The sequence below is a fragment of the Sinomonas halotolerans genome (genome assembly GCF_039615075.1).
Lineage (GTDB): Bacteria > Actinomycetota > Actinomycetes > Actinomycetales > Micrococcaceae > Sinomonas > Sinomonas halotolerans.
Genome location: NZ_JBDFRB010000003.1, coordinates 168,473 through 183,384 on the forward strand (window position 1 = coordinate 168,473; position 14,912 = coordinate 183,384).

Annotated in this window: 19 protein-coding genes and 3 tRNA genes; 19 read left to right on the forward strand and 3 right to left on the reverse strand. The window is 71.2% G+C overall.

Translation table 11 applies throughout. The annotated features are described in order from the left end of the window. Positions 1–90 precede the first annotated feature (90 nt). Positions 91–792 carry a copper resistance CopC family protein gene (locus ABCQ75_RS04880; protein ID WP_345883477.1) on the forward strand — a complete coding sequence of 234 codons (702 nt, stop codon included), beginning with the start codon at positions 91–93 and terminating at the stop codon, positions 790–792. On the opposite strand, the gene ABCQ75_RS04885 is transcribed toward ABCQ75_RS04880, so the two are convergent. Beyond that, positions 789–1,370, reverse strand: coding sequence for an NAD(P)/FAD-dependent oxidoreductase (locus tag ABCQ75_RS04885; RefSeq protein WP_345883478.1), 582 nt, complete (start codon positions 1,368–1,370; stop codon positions 789–791). The genes ABCQ75_RS04880 and ABCQ75_RS04885 overlap by 4 nt on opposite strands. A gap of 306 nt (positions 1,371–1,676) precedes the next feature. Between ABCQ75_RS04885 and ABCQ75_RS04890 the strand changes: the two genes are divergently transcribed. Beyond that, positions 1,677–2,726, forward strand: a complete 1,050-nt coding sequence (locus tag ABCQ75_RS04890) for a universal stress protein (protein ID WP_345883479.1) — start codon at positions 1,677–1,679, stop codon at positions 2,724–2,726. Between the two features lie 87 nt (positions 2,727–2,813). On the opposite strand, the gene ABCQ75_RS04895 is transcribed toward ABCQ75_RS04890, so the two are convergent. Together ABCQ75_RS04895 and ABCQ75_RS04900 are read right to left on the reverse strand one after the other, a co-directional pair. Beyond that, a complete protein-coding gene (locus tag ABCQ75_RS04895; RefSeq protein ID WP_345883481.1) occupies positions 2,814–3,776 on the reverse strand; it encodes a cation diffusion facilitator family transporter in 963 nt (320 codons plus the stop codon). Between the two features lies 1 nt (position 3,777). Then, the gene (locus tag ABCQ75_RS04900; RefSeq protein ID WP_345883482.1) at positions 3,778–4,152 is read right to left on the reverse strand and encodes a metallopeptidase family protein; all 375 of its coding nucleotides are present in this window, start codon (positions 4,150–4,152) and stop codon (positions 3,778–3,780) included. A gap of 102 nt (positions 4,153–4,254) precedes the next feature. Here ABCQ75_RS04900 and ABCQ75_RS04905 point away from each other — a divergent pair. The 17 genes from ABCQ75_RS04905 (at position 4,255) to ABCQ75_RS04985 (ending at position 14,873) form a co-directional block, all read left to right on the forward strand. Further along, a tRNA-Glu gene (locus tag ABCQ75_RS04905) sits at positions 4,255–4,327 on the forward strand. An 82-nt stretch (positions 4,328–4,409) separates the two neighbouring features. Beyond that, positions 4,410–4,483, forward strand: a tRNA-Asp gene (locus tag ABCQ75_RS04910). Positions 4,484–4,532: 49 nt separating this feature from the next. Further along, a tRNA-Phe gene (locus ABCQ75_RS04915) sits at positions 4,533–4,608 on the forward strand. A 281-nt stretch (positions 4,609–4,889) separates the two neighbouring features. After that, positions 4,890–5,255: an Asp23/Gls24 family envelope stress response protein gene (locus ABCQ75_RS04920; protein ID WP_345883483.1), complete on the forward strand. Its 366-nt coding sequence runs from the start codon at positions 4,890–4,892 to the stop codon at positions 5,253–5,255. Then, on the forward strand, positions 5,252–5,443 hold the full coding sequence (locus ABCQ75_RS04925; RefSeq protein WP_345883485.1) for a hypothetical protein: 192 nt from the start codon (positions 5,252–5,254) through the stop codon (positions 5,441–5,443). The genes ABCQ75_RS04920 and ABCQ75_RS04925 overlap by 4 nt, the downstream gene beginning before the upstream one ends. After that, entirely contained in the window at positions 5,407–5,955 is a 549-nt protein-coding gene (locus ABCQ75_RS04930; protein WP_345883488.1) for a hypothetical protein, read from the forward strand. The genes ABCQ75_RS04925 and ABCQ75_RS04930 overlap by 37 nt, the downstream gene beginning before the upstream one ends. After that, a complete protein-coding gene (locus ABCQ75_RS04935) occupies positions 5,948–6,592 on the forward strand; it encodes a DUF6286 domain-containing protein (RefSeq protein ID WP_345883490.1) in 645 nt (214 codons plus the stop codon). The genes ABCQ75_RS04930 and ABCQ75_RS04935 overlap by 8 nt, the downstream gene beginning before the upstream one ends. After that, entirely contained in the window at positions 6,589–7,233 is a 645-nt protein-coding gene (locus ABCQ75_RS04940; RefSeq protein WP_345883491.1) for a hypothetical protein, read from the forward strand. The genes ABCQ75_RS04935 and ABCQ75_RS04940 overlap by 4 nt, the downstream gene beginning before the upstream one ends. Before the next feature lie 151 nt (positions 7,234–7,384). Next, positions 7,385–7,669, forward strand: coding sequence for a hypothetical protein (locus tag ABCQ75_RS04945; protein ID WP_345883493.1), 285 nt, complete (start codon positions 7,385–7,387; stop codon positions 7,667–7,669). Positions 7,670–7,914: 245 nt separating this feature from the next. Further along, positions 7,915–9,213, forward strand: a complete 1,299-nt coding sequence (locus ABCQ75_RS04950) for an ABC transporter substrate-binding protein (RefSeq protein ID WP_345883495.1) — start codon at positions 7,915–7,917, stop codon at positions 9,211–9,213. Between the two features lie 74 nt (positions 9,214–9,287). Further along, positions 9,288–10,289 carry a carbohydrate ABC transporter permease gene (locus tag ABCQ75_RS04955; protein WP_427916040.1) on the forward strand — a complete coding sequence of 334 codons (1,002 nt, stop codon included), beginning with the start codon at positions 9,288–9,290 and terminating at the stop codon, positions 10,287–10,289. Between the two features lies 1 nt (position 10,290). Further along, a complete protein-coding gene (locus ABCQ75_RS04960) occupies positions 10,291–11,175 on the forward strand; it encodes a carbohydrate ABC transporter permease (protein ID WP_345883496.1) in 885 nt (294 codons plus the stop codon). A 22-nt stretch (positions 11,176–11,197) separates the two neighbouring features. Beyond that, the gene (locus ABCQ75_RS04965) at positions 11,198–11,479 is read left to right on the forward strand and encodes a hypothetical protein (RefSeq protein WP_345883498.1); all 282 of its coding nucleotides are present in this window, start codon (positions 11,198–11,200) and stop codon (positions 11,477–11,479) included. Between the two features lie 53 nt (positions 11,480–11,532). Then, positions 11,533–12,543, forward strand: a complete 1,011-nt coding sequence (locus ABCQ75_RS04970) for a LacI family DNA-binding transcriptional regulator (RefSeq protein ID WP_345883499.1) — start codon at positions 11,533–11,535, stop codon at positions 12,541–12,543. Positions 12,544–12,664: 121 nt separating this feature from the next. Further along, positions 12,665–13,795, forward strand: coding sequence for a hypothetical protein (locus ABCQ75_RS04975; protein ID WP_345883501.1), 1,131 nt, complete (start codon positions 12,665–12,667; stop codon positions 13,793–13,795). Next, entirely contained in the window at positions 13,795–14,280 is a 486-nt protein-coding gene (locus ABCQ75_RS04980) for a phage holin family protein (protein WP_345883503.1), read from the forward strand. Before ABCQ75_RS04975 ends, ABCQ75_RS04980 begins: the two co-directional genes overlap by 1 nt. After that, the gene (locus tag ABCQ75_RS04985) at positions 14,277–14,873 is read left to right on the forward strand and encodes a DUF3618 domain-containing protein (protein ID WP_345883504.1); all 597 of its coding nucleotides are present in this window, start codon (positions 14,277–14,279) and stop codon (positions 14,871–14,873) included. The genes ABCQ75_RS04980 and ABCQ75_RS04985 overlap by 4 nt, the downstream gene beginning before the upstream one ends. Positions 14,874–14,912: the final 39 nt, after the last annotated feature.

The window sequence follows — 14,912 nt, forward strand, 5'->3', positions numbered from 1 at the left end:
AGGGGGGTGGGATGGGACGGCGACGCAGCCGGCCGCGGTCAATCCTACCCGCCAGTTGTTCTACCGATGGTCGAAAACTAGGGTGGAGTGATGCAGATCCTGTCCCGGCACCGCTCCACGGCCGCCGCGCCCGGGGCCGCCCCGGTGTCCCGTGCCGCCTCGATCCCGGGGCTCGCGGCGGCCTTCGCGGCGCTGCTCCTCGCGGCGCTGTTCCTCGTCGCCGTGCCGGCCCCCGCCGTGGCCCACGACGCGCTCGGAGGCTCGTCCCCGGCGTCGGGCGCCACCGTCGCGCGGGCGCCGGGCGAAGTCCGCCTCGACTTCACCAACCGCCCCCTCGGGGTGGGCGTGGAGGTCAAGGTCACCGACGCGGCCGGGACGGTGTGGTCCGAGGGCGAGGCCGAGGTCGTCGACGCGAGCGTGACCCAGCGGCTCCGCGCCGGTGCGCCCGCGGGCGCCTACACCGTGGTGTGGCGCGTGGTCAGCTCGGATTCGCACCCCATCGAGGGCACCTTCGGCTTCACGGCGTCGGCGGGCGCCGGGGGAACTGAGGGAAGCACGACGCCGGCCGCCTCGCCCGCGGCGTCCGCCTCGCCGTCGTCGTCCCTTGCCTCAGGAGGGGCCCAGATCGGCACGCCCGAGCCGGGGGAGACCGCCACACCGAGCCCGGCCCCCGCACCGGCGAGGGCGGACGTGCCGTGGCTCATCATCGTCTTCGCGATTGTGGCCGTGGGCCTGCTCGGCACGCTCGCGTATGGGGCGCGGAAGCGGCTGCGCGAAGGCCAGGACAGCTAGAGGACCCGCTCTGCCACCTCGGCGCCGACGGACTTCGCCTGGCGGAGGAGCTCGCGGGTGCTCGGCGCCTCGAGCTCGGCCACCCCGATGAGGTACAGCCCGATCTCGGCGAGCGCCGCCATGAGATGGTCCCCGAGCGAGTAGCCGAGGTCGGAGAGGAAGCGCCGCAGCTGGTTGTGCGCGCACCGGGTGAGGACCACGGCATCGGCCAGCACCACGCCGTCGTCCGTCCTCACGGCCCAGCGCACGGGGTCGCCCGGCTTGCCCTCGACGAGCGCGAGGTGACGGGCGTTTCGGTGGTGCCGGACGTCCAGGCTGTGGGTCGCGGCGTACTTGCGGAGGTGCCGGAGCACGTCGAGATACTCGGCCGATTCGGCGCTCGAGAGGTCGGCGATGCGCAGGGCGCTCGTGGCGGTGGACGGGGAGGAGCTCTCGAGCCCGTCCACGGTCACGGCGGGGACGCCGCGGCGGCTGAGCTCAGCGGCGACGGCCAGCCCGGAGAGGCCGGTCCCGATGACCACCGCGGCTGTGGACTCGCGCGCGCCGGTTACGGCGGGCATCTCCTCAGTGCGGAGCATTGACGGCTTTCCTCCTGCGGCTCGGACGGTGGCTGCACTGCTCGCCACGGCCCCCTCGTGCTTGCAGAACACTGCCGTTCGCCCCGGCGCGAGCGCCTGGTGCGCGGACGGCAACGAGGTGAACCTTACAGAAAAACGGAGGCCGTGGATAGGCGGTTCCGGATGTCCCGGGCCGGGGCCCCGGACTGCCTTGGGGTTCGGCCGCAGAAGCTGCGGAACACGCGGCGGCAAGGGTTGGAGGAGCACCCCAAAAGGGCCACCATGGAGTCAACACGGCGGCGTGTGCCGCGACTCGAGGAGGTAGCGATGGACGAGCAGCTCGACCCCCGGAACGATGCGCGTGACGCGGCGCAGCCGGGTGAGGACACGTCGGATCTCCCCACCGGGATCGTGGTGGGCGTCGACGGCTCCGAGCATGGGCACTGCGCGCTCAAGTGGGCCGCGCAGGAGGCCAAGCGCCGCCATCGCCCGCTGCACGTCGTCACCGCGTACAGCGTGCCGCTCTTCGCCGCCTCGGGCCTGGACGGCGGCTACGCGACCTTCGACGACACCGTGATCCGCGACGGCGCGGAGGCGGTCCTGCGCGAGGCGCTCGAGGACCTCGGCACGGTCGACGGCGTGGAGGTCACCTCGAGCGTCGAGTCCGGGGACGCCTCGGGCGTGCTCCTCGAGTTCTCGAAGGCCGCCGAGCTGCTCGTGTTCGGCACGCGGGGCCGGGGCGGGTTCGTCGGCCGGCTCCTGGGCTCCGTGAGCAGCGCCCTTCCCGCGCATGCGCACTGCCCCACCGTGACGGTGCCGCTGCGCTTCGCCGAGCGCCTGGGAGAGGAGGTCGAGGACCGCCACATCCGGGCCGAGCAGGCGAAGGACGGCCGGCGCCCGGTCGAGAGGATCATCGCTGTCGGCGTGGACGGGTCGGAGCAGGCCCGCGTGGCGGTGCTCGCCGCCGCCGAGGAGGCCATGCTCATGGGCGTCCCGCTGCGGATCGTGTGCGCGGTCCCGCAGTTCACGGGGACGCTGGCCTGGGTGCCCGCGCCTGTGGACCGGGAGCAGCTGTTCGAGGACATCCGCGGCCAGCTCAAGGCGGGCACGGCCTGGCTCCAGAGCCATTTCCCGGACCTCGAGGTGCAGACGAGCCTCCTGGACGGCCCGCCGGTGGACGTGCTCGTGGACGTGAGCCGCGAGGTGGAGCTCCTGGTCCTGGGCACGCGCGGGCGCGGTGGGTTCACCGGCATGCTCCTCGGGTCCACGACCGACGGCGTGCTGCACCACGCGAAGGGACCGGTCATGGTGGTCCCGGACCACGAGGACGAGCGCCTTGCCGACCGGGGCAAGTTCGGGCCGATGCTCATCCCCTAGCCCCCTCGTTTCGGGTACAGATCCGGCCGCCCTTCCGGCGTTCCGGGTACAGATCAGGCCGCCCTTCCGGCGTTCCGGGTACAGCCCTCAGGCGTGGGCTTCCGGCTCATGGTCCCGGTGCGAGGCCGGCTCGAGCTGGAACGTGCAGTGCTCGGTGTCGAAGTGCTCGCTGAGGCAGCTCCCGAGCCTGTCCAGCACGCGGTCGAGCCCCTCGGCGTCGAGCACGTCGTCCTCCACGACCACATGGGCGGAGAACACCGGGACGCCTGAGGTGATGGTCCACGCGTGGATGTCGTGGACATCCACCACTCCGGGCGCGGAGAGGATGTGCTCGCGGATCCTCTCGATGCTCACGCCCTTGGGCGTGGCCTCGAGCAGGACGTCCACGACGTCCCGCAGGAGGGACCACGCGCGGGGGACGATGAGCGCCGCGATGAGCAGGGACGCGGCCGCATCCGCCTGCACCCACCCGGTGGCGAGGATGACGATCCCGGCCGCGATGACGGCGAGCGAACCGAGCAGGTCGCCCAGCACCTCGAGATAGGCGCCGCGCACATTGAGGCTCTCGCGGTGGGCGCCGTGGAGGATGAGAAGCCCCACGAGGTTCGCGACGGCGCCGGCCACCGCGCCGGCGAGCATCGTCGTCGTCTGCACCTCATGCATGCCCGCGCCGCCGAGGCGCTGCACGGCCTCGATCGCGATGACCACCGCGACGACCATGAGCACGAGCGCGTTCGCGAGCGCCGCGAGCACCTCGGCGCGCTGGTAGCCGAACGTGCGCTGGTCGGTGGCGGGGAGGCCCGCGACCCACGCCGCTGTGAGCGCGATGGCGAGGCCCGCGGCGTCGGAGAACATGTGGCCGGCGTCCGCGAGGAGCGCGAGCGAGCCGGAAACGACGCCGGCCACGATCTGGACGACCACGACCCCGAGGGTGATCGCGAGGACGGCGAGGAGCCGGCGCCGGTGCCGGGCCGGGCCGCCCATGCCGTGGCTGTGGCCATGCCCGGCGTGGCTGTGGCCATGCCCGGCGTGGCTGTGGCCGTGTCCCATCTCAGCCCCACCCCAGCTCGTGGAGCCGGTCATCGTCGATCCCGAAGTGGTGGGCCACCTCGTGGACCACCGTCACGAGGATCTCCTCGACCACCTCGTCGCGGGACGTGCACATCTGAAGGATGGGCTCGCGGTAGACCATGATCCGGTCCGGAAGCGAGCCGGCCGCGTACCAGCTGTCCCGTTCGGTGAGGGGCGTGCCCTCGTAGAGGCCGAGGAGCACGGTGTCCGGATCCTCGTGGGGGCCCGGCTCGTAGCGGTCCTCGATGAACACCACGACGTTGTCCATGCGCCGCGCGAGGCCATCCGGGATCTGCGCGAGCGCGGCGTCCACGGCGTCCTCGAACTCGTCCTCGTCCATCCACGCCGGGTCCATGCGGCCCACTCTAGCGATTTGTGTGGTACTGCCGGGCGGCCCTATAGTTTGAAAGTCCACTTCGACTGGGATGCCCCGTGCGGGGGTCCCGTGGAAGTCCTGGCCCCCATCGTCTAGTGGCCTAGGACACCGCCCTTTCACGGCGGCGACACGGGTTCGAATCCCGTTGGGGGTACTCGCAGGAGCTGATTTTGACCGGGCCTGAGGCTCTGGTAGGATTTAGGTCTTGTGAGCGGGGGTAGCCCCGGGAACATCAAGGCCCTGTAGCGCAGTTGGTTAGCGCGCCGCCCTGTCACGGCGGAGGTCGCGGGTTCAAGTCCCGTCAGGGTCGCTTCGGCGACATGGTCTCGACCAGTTGCCTTTCGATGAGCGATCATCGAGGCTCTGTAGCTCAGTTGGTAGAGCGTTCGACTGAAAATCGAAAGGTCACCGGATCGACGCCGGTCGGAGCCACCACCCACGAAGGGCCCCCGCAGCAGCGGGGGCCCTTCGGCGTTCCCCGACCGGTTCCCCCGCGCAACCTCCCACCGCCGCTCCCGGGTACTAAGGTGGAGCACATCAGGCACCGGCGGCGCGCCCGCCGGCGCGGGAGCAGCGCCGCGCAGGGCGTGGGCGCGGCTCGGACGACGGCGACGGGAGACGCGGTGGGGCACGTACCAGGAGTCGAGGGGGGCGCCGGAGCGCACCCGGGCCTTCCGCGGGGGGCCTCCCTCCCGCCGGGGGCCGCGGGCCGGACCGTGGTCCACGAGGCTGCGGTGGCGAAGGTCGCCGGGGCGGCCGCGCGCGAGGTGCCCGGCGTCCATTCGCTCGGCACCGCCCCGAGCCGGGCGCTCGGCGCGCTCCGCGACGCCGTCGGCCAGTCGGACCACCTCTCGGGGGTGCGGGCCGAGGTCGGCCAGACCCAGGCGGCCGTGGACATCACCCTCGTCGCCGCGTACGGCGTTCCCCTCCAGGCCCTCGCGGACAGCGTCCGGGCCGCGGTGTACCGCGCGGTCGAGGAGCTCACGGGCCTGACGGTCATCGAAGTCAACGTCGAGATCGCGGACGTCTTCATCGGCGAGCCGCGGCAGGGCGCCAAGCCGTCCGGAATCGAGGTCCAGTGAACCCGGTCGTCGTGGGGATGGCGTTCGGCGCGTTCCTCGCCTTCATGTCGTTCGAGTTCGGGGTGTGGGGTTTCCTGGGCTCGCTCGTGTTCATCGTGGCCGGCGCGGTGCTCGGCCGGGTGGCCGAGGGCCGCCTCGACCTGCGCCGCGTGTGGGAGGCCCTGACCGGGCGGCGCTCGTCCTCGTGAGCGCCGTGGACCCCGCGCTGCCGGCCCCCGGCCCCGGCCCCGCCCAGCCGGGCCCTCCCCCCCTGCCCAGCTCCCCGCCGTCGGCCCCCGGTGCCTCCCGCCTCGCGGGCCACAACCGCGTGGGCACGCAGGCGCTCACGAGCCTCGCGTGCGCCGCCGTCGCCGCCGAGTTCGGCGTGCAGCCGGCCGAGGTGCGCGCGGAGTGGACGGACGACGCCGGCCTCCTCGCCCTCGCGCTCGTCGCGCCGATCGCGGTGCCTCCCCTCGCGTCCGTGACGGGCGCCCGGGATCTGGAGCCGTGGGGCGGCACGGTATGGGAGCGGGCTGCGGCGGCGAAGGGGCGGGTCCTCGACTCGGTGGCGTCCCTGAGCGGCGCGCAGATCAGCCGTGTGGACGTGCGCATCTCGGGCGTCCGGGTGAGCCGACGCGTCGGCGCGACCGGGCAGGTGGTGCCCGTGGGCGGTCCGGGAGCGCATCCTGTCCCGGAAGTGGGGGAGGTGTTCCATGCCTGAGGTCCCAGGGGATCCCCAGAACAGGTCCATGCCGGAGGCCTCGCCCCAGGATCCGACGCTGCCGGCCCACGGGCTCGGGAAGGCGGTCCGCCGCGAGCTCACGTCCTCGCGCGCCTACACCGCCGGCTTCGTCGCGGCGGCGGTGATCCTCGCCTGCGTCTACGTGCTCCTCGAGTCGACGCTCCAGGTGATGGGCCAGCCGGCCTGGGTCGTGGCGCCGGAGTCGGCCGCCGCATGGGTCACCGGGCTGCCGGACGGCGCCAACCGCGGCCTCCTCGGCCTCGCCGGGGCCCTCGTGGCGTTCGTGGGGCTGCTCCTCGTGTTCCTCGCGCTGGTCCCGGGGCGCCGGGGGCGGCGCGCCCTCGGCGGGCGGCGCGTGGCCGTGGTGGTCGACGACGAGGTGCTGGCCTCGGCGCTCGCGCGGCAGGCCCGCGCCGCGGCGGTCGTGCGGCGCGAGCAGGTCACGGTGGTCCTCTCGGAGCGCGAGGCCGTGGTCAATGTCAGGCCCACCTCCGGCATCCCCGTGCGCGCGGAGGAGGTGCTCGCGGCGACCGAGGCGGAGCTGGACCGGCTGGGCCCCGAGCCGTACCCGCAGCTCCGCGTCCGGGTCGAGGGGACGGGGGTGGTCGGGGCATGAACGGGACGCCGCGCGTGCTCAACCGTGTGCTCATCCTGCTGGCCGGACTGGTGCTGCTCGCCGCCGGGCTGCTGGCCGTCCTTCTGGCCACGGTCCCTGCGGTGGCCGCGTGGTGGCAGAGCTGGACCCCGCTCGCTGCGGGGGAACTGGGCCGGGCGCTCGAGGGCGCACGGATCCCCGGAACCTCGGTGGGCTGGCCGTGGCTGGCCGCCATGCTGGCCACGGTGCTCATGGCGCTCGCGATGGTCTGGTGGATGTCCCAGCAGGGCACGGGCCGCAAGGACCTCGTGGCGTCGACCGGGCCCGACGGCGGGTCTGCGCCGGACGGATCCTTCCTCCCCGGGGAGGCGCCCGGCCGCGTGGCACTCGCCGCCTCCGCCGTGGGGCAGGCCCTCAGGGCGGGGCTCGGCCACCGCAAGGATGTGCTCGGCGCCTCCGTGGCCGCCATCGACTTCGAAGGGAGCACCGCGCTCCGGCTCCGGATCGTGGCCCGGCAGGGAGCGGATCCGGGCGAGCTCGCGGCAGAGGCTGAGGTCCTCGTCGAGCGCCTCGACCTTGTCTTCGGCGTCTCCGTTCCCGTCCTGGTGCACATCTCCTCGGGCGCCCGCGCACGTCTCAGCCGTGCCGAGCGGGTCCGCTGAGGCGGTCGCCGAGCGGGCCAGACCTGTACAGGAGCAGGACCAGACCAACGCGCAGCAGCGCCAGACCGATCACCCGGGACCAGCACCAGACCGAACATCCAGGACCAGCACCAGACCAAGGCACACCAAGCACCGTCTGCAAGGAGGAACGATGAGCGAGACGAACGGGACCGGACGCGCCAGGGAGGGCTTCGACGCCGCCGTGGAGAAGGGCCGGGAATTCGCGGGAGAGGCCGTGGAGAAGGGCAAGGAGCTCGCGGGAGAGGCCGCCGAGAAGGGCAAGGAGCTCGCAGAGGGAGCTGCGGAGAACGTCAAGGAGTTCTTCACCGGGGACGTCGGCCAGCACGCGAAGGACCTCGCGGAGGATGTCACGGAGAACGTCAAGGGCCTCGGGGCGAAGATCGCGGGGGTCTTCAAGGGCGAGAAGAGCGAGTAGGCCGGGGCCGGCCACAGTTCCAGAAGGGGCTCGGAGCTGACGGCGCCGTCGCCGACGGCGCCCTCAGTGCTCTCCGGGGAAGAGACGACAATACGCCCGGCGGGGAAGCTGCGCAAAGTTTGCGTAAGCGCTTGCACAAAACTCCTGAATGCCCCTAGTGTGAACTCCACCACACACCCTTGGGGCAGCGCAGCCACAGCCACCGACGGCCGGGCGCGCTCCCTCGACCAACACGGGAGTCGAGCATGAGAAACACCAAGTCCGCCAGGATCGTCCCGCCGCTTGCCGTGGCGAGCGTCCTGGCCATGGCCCTCTCAGCATGCGGCGGAGGCGGCAACGGCGGCGGCGGAGGCGGCCAGGATGGCGGGGACGCCGCGGCGAACCTCGACGGCCGCGGCCCCATCACCTACGTCCAGGGCAAGGACAACTCCAACGTGGTCCGCCCCCTCATCGAGAAGTGGAACGCGGCCCACCCGGACGAGAAGGTCACGTTCAAGGAGCAGACCGACGAGGCCGACCAGCAGCACGACGACCTGGTCCAGAACTTCCAGGCCAAGAACGCCAACTACGACGTCATGAGTGTGGACGTCGTCTGGACCGCAGAGTTCGCGGCGAAGGGCTGGCTGCAGCCCCTCAAGGACAAGATGGCCCTGGACACGAATGGCGTCCTCGACGCCGTGGTCGATTCGGCAACCTACAACGGCACGCTCTACGCGGCACCTCAGCACTCCGATGGCGGGATGCTGTACTACCGCAAGGACCTCGTGCCCACCCCGCCGAAGACGTGGGACGAGATGATGAGCATGTGCTCGATCGCCAAGCAGAACAACATGGGCTGCTACGCGGGCCAGCACTCGAAGTACGAGGGCCTCACGGTCAACGCATCCGAGGCCATCAACTCCTTCGGCGGCAAGATCGTGGACGACGCCGGCAAGACGACGGTGAACTCGCCCGAGGCCAAGGAGGGCCTGGGCAAGCTCGCCGAGGCGTACAAGGACGGCAACATCCCGACCGAGGCCATCACGTTCACCGAGGAGGAGGGCCGCAACGCCTTCCAGTCGGGCAAGCTCCTCTTCCACCGCAACTGGCCGTACGTGTACAAGCTGGCCACGACCGAGGGCTCGTCCAAGGTCAAGGACAAGCTCGGCCTCGCTCCGCTTCCGGGCAAGGACGGCCCGGGTGCCTCGTCGCTCGGCGGCCACAACGTTGGCATGAGCGTCTACTCCAAGCACAAGGCCACGGCCCTGGACTTCCTGAAGTTCATCATCAGCGAGGAGACCCAGCGCTGGTACGTGACGCAGGGCTCGCTCGCCCCGGCTCTGGAGAAGCTCTACGACGACCCCGAGCTCGTCAAGAAGCTCCCGTACCTGACGGTCCTCAAGACCTCGATCGAGAACGCCGTGCCGCGTCCGGTGACCCCCTTCTACCCCGGTGTGACGAAGGCCATCCAGGACAACGCCTACGCCGCGATGAAGGGTGAGAAGACCGTGGATGCCGCAGTGTCCGACATGCAGTCGGCCATGGAAGCTGCCGGCGCGAAGTAGGGCCCAGGCCCTCGGGGAGGCGGCCGCGAAAGGCCGCCTCCCCGTCCCGGCCGTCCGGACAGGAGCACACCAAGATGTCAACAGACGTGACGAACACACCGGCCCCGCCCAAGGCCGACCACCATATGCCCGGCCGCGAGAGCGCCGACCGCAAGCAGGTGACCCAGGGCCGCTGGGCCAGCCTCCTGCTGACCCCCTCCCTCGTCCTCCTCGCCATCGTCATCATCTACCCGGTCGTCAACGCGATCATCATGTCCTTCCAGAAGGACTCGGGCCTCGACCCGGCCACGGGCTTCTTCGTCGAGGGCGGACCCGCCGGATTCGACAACTACACCCACTGGCTCCTGCAGCAGTGCAACGGCCAGCCCTGCCCGCCCGGGACCCTCGGCGCCCAGTTCTGGGACTCGTTCGGCGTGACGTTCTTCTTCGCCGCAGTGACCGTGGCCCTCGAGACCGTGCTGGGCTTCTGGATGGCCATCATCATGGCCCGCAGCTTCCGCGGACGCAGCGCCGTGCGCGCCGCCGTGCTGGTCCCGTGGGCCATCCCCACGGCCGTCACCGCCAAGCTGTGGTTCTTCATCTTCGCGTTCGAGGGCATCGCCAACAAGCTCTTCGGAGCGCAGATCCTGTGGACCGGCTCGGAGTGGCCGGCCAAGTGGGCGATCATCATCGCCGACGTCTGGAAGACCACGCCCTTCATGGCGCTGCTCATCCTCGCCGGCCTCCAGCTCATCCCTGACGAGGTCTACGAGGCGGCCAAGGTCGACGGCGCGTCGACGTGGCAGCGCTTCACCCAGATCACCCTCCCGCTCGTCAAGCCTGCCCTCATGGTCGCGATCCTCTTCCGCGTCCTCGACGCCCTGCGCATGTACGACCTCCCGGCCATCATGACCGGCGGTGCGAACGGGACCTCGACCCTGTCCATCCTCGTGGTCCAGCAGATCAGACAAGGGTTCAATACGGCAGCAGCGCTATCGACCATCACCTTCCTCGTGATCTTCATCGTCGCGTTCATCTTCGTCCGATTCCTCGGCGCCAACGCCGTGGCCGCCGCGAGCACCGGGGGGAAGAAGTAGCATGGCAACCGCAACAGCAACCCGCACCCGCTCCGCCGAGGTTCCGACCCGGCCCCGCGCGTTCGACTGGGCGCAGCTGCGCACCTATGTCCAGGCCGCCATCATCCTCGTGTGGTGCCTCCTGCCCGCCTACTGGATGATCGTCACCGCCTTCCGCGACGTGGGGTTCACGTTCGACTCGACGTTCTTCTTCACCCACGTCACGCTGGACAACTTCCGCACCGTGTTCGACACGAGCCTGGGCAACCGGTTCGGCCAGGCGCTCCTGAACAGCCTCTTCGTGGCCGGTGTGACCACGGTGATCGCCCTCGTCGTCGGTGTCTTCGCCGCCTACGCACTCGCCCGACTGAACTTCCGGTTCAAGTTCGCCATCATGGGGTTCATCCTCGGCGCCTCGATGTTCCCGGGCGTCGCGCTCATCACCCCGCTGTTCCAGCTCTTCACGGACATCGGGTGGATGGGCACCTACCAGGCGCTCATCATCCCGAACATCTCGTTCGTGCTCCCGCTGACCGTGTACACCCTCACCTCCTTCTTCCGCGAGATGCCGTGGGAGCTCGAGGAGTCGGCGCGCATCGACGGCTGCACGCAGGGACAGGCCTTCCGCAAGGTGATCCTCCCGCTCGCCGCTCCCGCCACGTTCACGACGGCGATCCTGGCCTTCATCTCGGCGTGGAACGAGTTCCTCATCGCGAGCCAGCTCTCTTCGGACGCGACCAAGACCGTCACGGTTGCGATCGCCTCGTTCGCCGGGTCGCAGCCGATGCAGGAGCCGTACACCGCCGTCATGGCGGCCGGAACCATCGTCACCATCCCGCTTGTGGCGCTCGTGCTCATCTTCCAGCGCAAGATCGTGGCCGGCCTCACCGCCGGTGCCGTCAAGTGAGCTGCCAGCAGGGGAGGGCCGTATGAGCGGGCCGACAGCGCGCGATCCCCTCTCGGTGGGAGGAGCGGCCTACCGCCGCTCCTCCGTCCACCGGCGGGCCGTGGTGGAGCAGTTCGAGATCTTCATGGGCTTCCTTGCCTTCTGGGGCCTGGTCCTGCTCGTGGTGACCGTGTGGCATGAGGTCACGGGCCAGTTCGCCCTCGGATGGGCGCTCGGGCTCCTCGCCGTGGTGCTCTCGATGTGGGGCCTGTGGGCGCTGCGGCGCAAGGTCCTGCGTGGACAGCGCCACGAGGTCCATGACTGACGGGCAGCCCTCGTCGCGAACGGCGGTGGGGGAGCTGTGGGGGTAGGAAGACCATGGTAGGGATCGACGAGGTCGCGGCGGCCGCCGGGGTCTCCACCGCAACCGTGTCCCGCGCGATCAGGGGCCTGCCCCGCGTCTCGCCGACAACCCGGGCGAAGATCCTGGCGACGGCGAAGGAGCTCGGGTACGTCCCGTCGTCGGCCGCCACCCGCCTCGCCACGGGGAAGACGCACACCATCGGCGTGCTAGCCCCGTACGTGGACCGGTGGTTCTTCGGCAAGGCCATCGCAGGGGTGGACGACGAACTTCACGGCAAGGGCTACAACCTCTCCCTCTTCCACCTCGGCGGGCGCACGGAGCCGCGCGAGCGGCTCTTCAGCCGGTCCATGGTGCACAAGCAGATCGACGCGATCCTACTGCTGTGCATGTACCTCCACCCCGAGGAGATCGAGGACCTCCAGGCGATCGAGATGCCGCTCATCGTGATCGGCGGACCGGTGCCCGGGTGCCCCAACGTGGGGATCGACGACTACCGCGCCGCACGCGCGACGACCGAGCACCTCATCGGCCTCGGGCACCGGCACATCGCGCTCCTGCACGGCCAGGACGACTCGGACCTGAACTTCTCCGTCCCCAAGATCCGCGTCGAGGGGTTCCACGACGCCGTGCACGAGGCGGGGCTCGAGCTGGATCCCGACGCGGCGTTCTACGGCAACTTCACCGTGCAGAGCGGGATCGAGGCCATGGCGCGCTTCCTCGAGATGCCCGAGCCCCGGCCCACCGCAATGGTGTGCGCGTCTGACGAGATGGCGCTCGGGGCACTGTTCGAGGCCCGCCGCCGCGGCCTGAACGTTCCCAAGGACCTCTCGATCGTGGGGATCGACGGACACGAGATGGGCGCAGCGGCGGGCCTCACCACGGTGTGGCAGGACCCCATGGCCCAGGCCCGCCGCGGGACCCAGATGCTCCTCGCCGAGCTCGCGGGGGAGGCAGGCGCCGTGCACAGCGAGATCGCCGAGCAGCGCCTCGTGGTCCGCGAGACCACGGGGCCCCCGAGGGCCTGAGGCCGGTCCGGAGGTTCGGGGCCGCGGCCGTGATCCAACTCGCACCGTGTGCATTGCCGGCTGCGGGGTAATCGTCATGAGTCCGTTGCTTGATTCGAGTGACGATCCGAAAGGAAAGACCATGAGTGAATCCCTGACCGGAGGCCCGGGAACGCCGGAGCAGCCCCGGACGGCGACGATGAAGGACGAGGCCAGGGGAGTGGCGCACGACGCTGCCTCCTCGGCAGGAGCAGTGGGTGAGACGGCGAAGGAGGGGGCCGTCGATGTAGCCCACGAGGCGAAGTACCAGGTCAAGGACCTCCTCCACCAGAGCCGGCGAGAGCTCATGGACCAGGCATCGCAGCAGCAGACCCGCGCTGCGGAGGGCCTGCGCGCCATCCACCAGGAGCTGGACTCGATGGCATCCCGCAGCGAGGGCCAGGGCGTGGGCACCGACCTCGTCCGCCAGGCCGCGCAGCGCACGGGCGCCCTCGCAGAGTGGCTCGACCAGCGTGACCCCGGCTCGCTGCTCAACGAGGTCACCTCCTTCGCCCGGCGGAAGCCGGGCTTCTTCCTCGCCGCGGCCGCCGGCGCCGGCCTCCTGGCGGGTCGCCTGAGCCGGTCGCTCGCCGCTGGCGGGCCCGACGACGGCCAGGGCGCCATGGCCGCCCGGCCCACCACGCCGCCGTCGTCCGCAGGCGTGTACGGCACGGAGACCGGCGACGCGTACAGCCCCGCGGGCAACTACGGGAGCGGCGACGCCTACCGCACGGCCGGAGTCTACGGGGCAGCCGGCGCGGCAGGGGTCTACGGGACCGACGCCTACGGGACCGGGTCCTACGGCGCGGGCGAGACCCACGGCGCGGGCGCATCCACCCCCGGGACCGGCGCCTACTCGACGGAGACTGGCGCGTACGCGGGTGCAGGAGTGGACTCGGGCACCGACCCGCAGGACCCGCTCTACGCGGCGGAGGCCGCCGGCACCACCGCGAACGTGGACTACTCGGGCTACAGCGGCACACCGACGGGCGCGAGCGCCGCGGAGCAGTTCGGCACCGAGGCCGGCGCGGGCGTCGCCTCCGGCGGCGGGCTCGGAACCGGCGCGGGCGCGGGGGCGAATCCCGCGGCCTCGGACAGCGACGACTTCGCGTACGGCCAGGACCGGACCCAGGGTGAGGACACCGCGCTCGGCGACGAACTGCTGGGACAGGACACGCAGGGCGAGGATCCGCTGTCCGATGACTGGCGCCGCGGGGAGCGGGGGGGCCTCTGATGAGCCAGACACGCGGATACGGGGCGCCTGAGCCGCCTCCGGGAGCGCCGGGCTACGCGCCCGGGACCGCCGGCGGGGTCCCGCCGGCGGAGCAGAAGGCCGCCACGTCGTCGCTCGGCGACCTCGTCGGGGACGTCGCGGCGGACCTCTCCACCCTCATGCGCCAGGAGCTCGAGCTCGCCAAGGCGGAGCTGCGCGAGAGCGCGACCCGCGCGGGCAAGGGCGCCGGGATGTACGGAGGGGCGGGTGTCGCAGGGCACTTCGTCCTCCTCTTCCTCTCCCTGGCCCTGTGGTGGGCGCTCGGGAACTACGTGGTGGGCCTGGGCTGGTCCGCCGTCATCGTCGCCGTCCTCTGGGGGATCGTGGCGGCGGTGCTGGCCGCACGGGCCAAGAAGGAGATGCAAGCAGTCAAGGGCCTCCCGCGCACTGCGGAGACGGTCAAGAGGATCCCCGAATCCCTCAAGCCGAGTGAGGAGCCACGATGAGCCAGAATCCTGATGCCATCCGAGCCGACATCGAGCAGACGCGCGAGAGGCTGGGGTATGACGTGGACGCGGTGGCGGACAAGGTCAGCCCTTCCCATATCGCGCACCGGAAGTCCGAGCAGATCAAGGGAGCGGTGTCCGACATGAAGGACAGGATCATGGGGACCGCTGACGACGCGGCCTCGTCCGCCCGCCACGCCGTCCACGGCGCGGGAGACACGATGGGCCGGGCCGGGGACGCGGTGGGCCGGGCGGAGCGCACGGCCGTCCGCAAGACGCAGGGCAACCCGCTCGCGGCCGGCCTGATCGCCTTCGGCGCCGGCGCGCTCGTGGCCTCGCTCTTCCCGCCGAGCGAGAAGGAGCAGGAGCTCGCTCAGACGGTCAAGGAGAAGGCCCAGCCGCTCGCCCACGAGCTGTCGGAGGCCGCCTCGGAGGCCGCGTCCCACCTCAGGGAGCCGGCGCGGGAGGCCGTGGAGTCCGTCAAGGAGACCGCGACCACCGCGACGGAGAGCGTCAAGGACGAGGCCCGTTACCAGGGCAGCTCCGTGCAGGACCGGGTCCAGGAGGCCCAGCAGCACGTCCGCAGGGACTGACGTTCGACAGGACTGAGGCCCTGGCCCGACCCGCCTGAC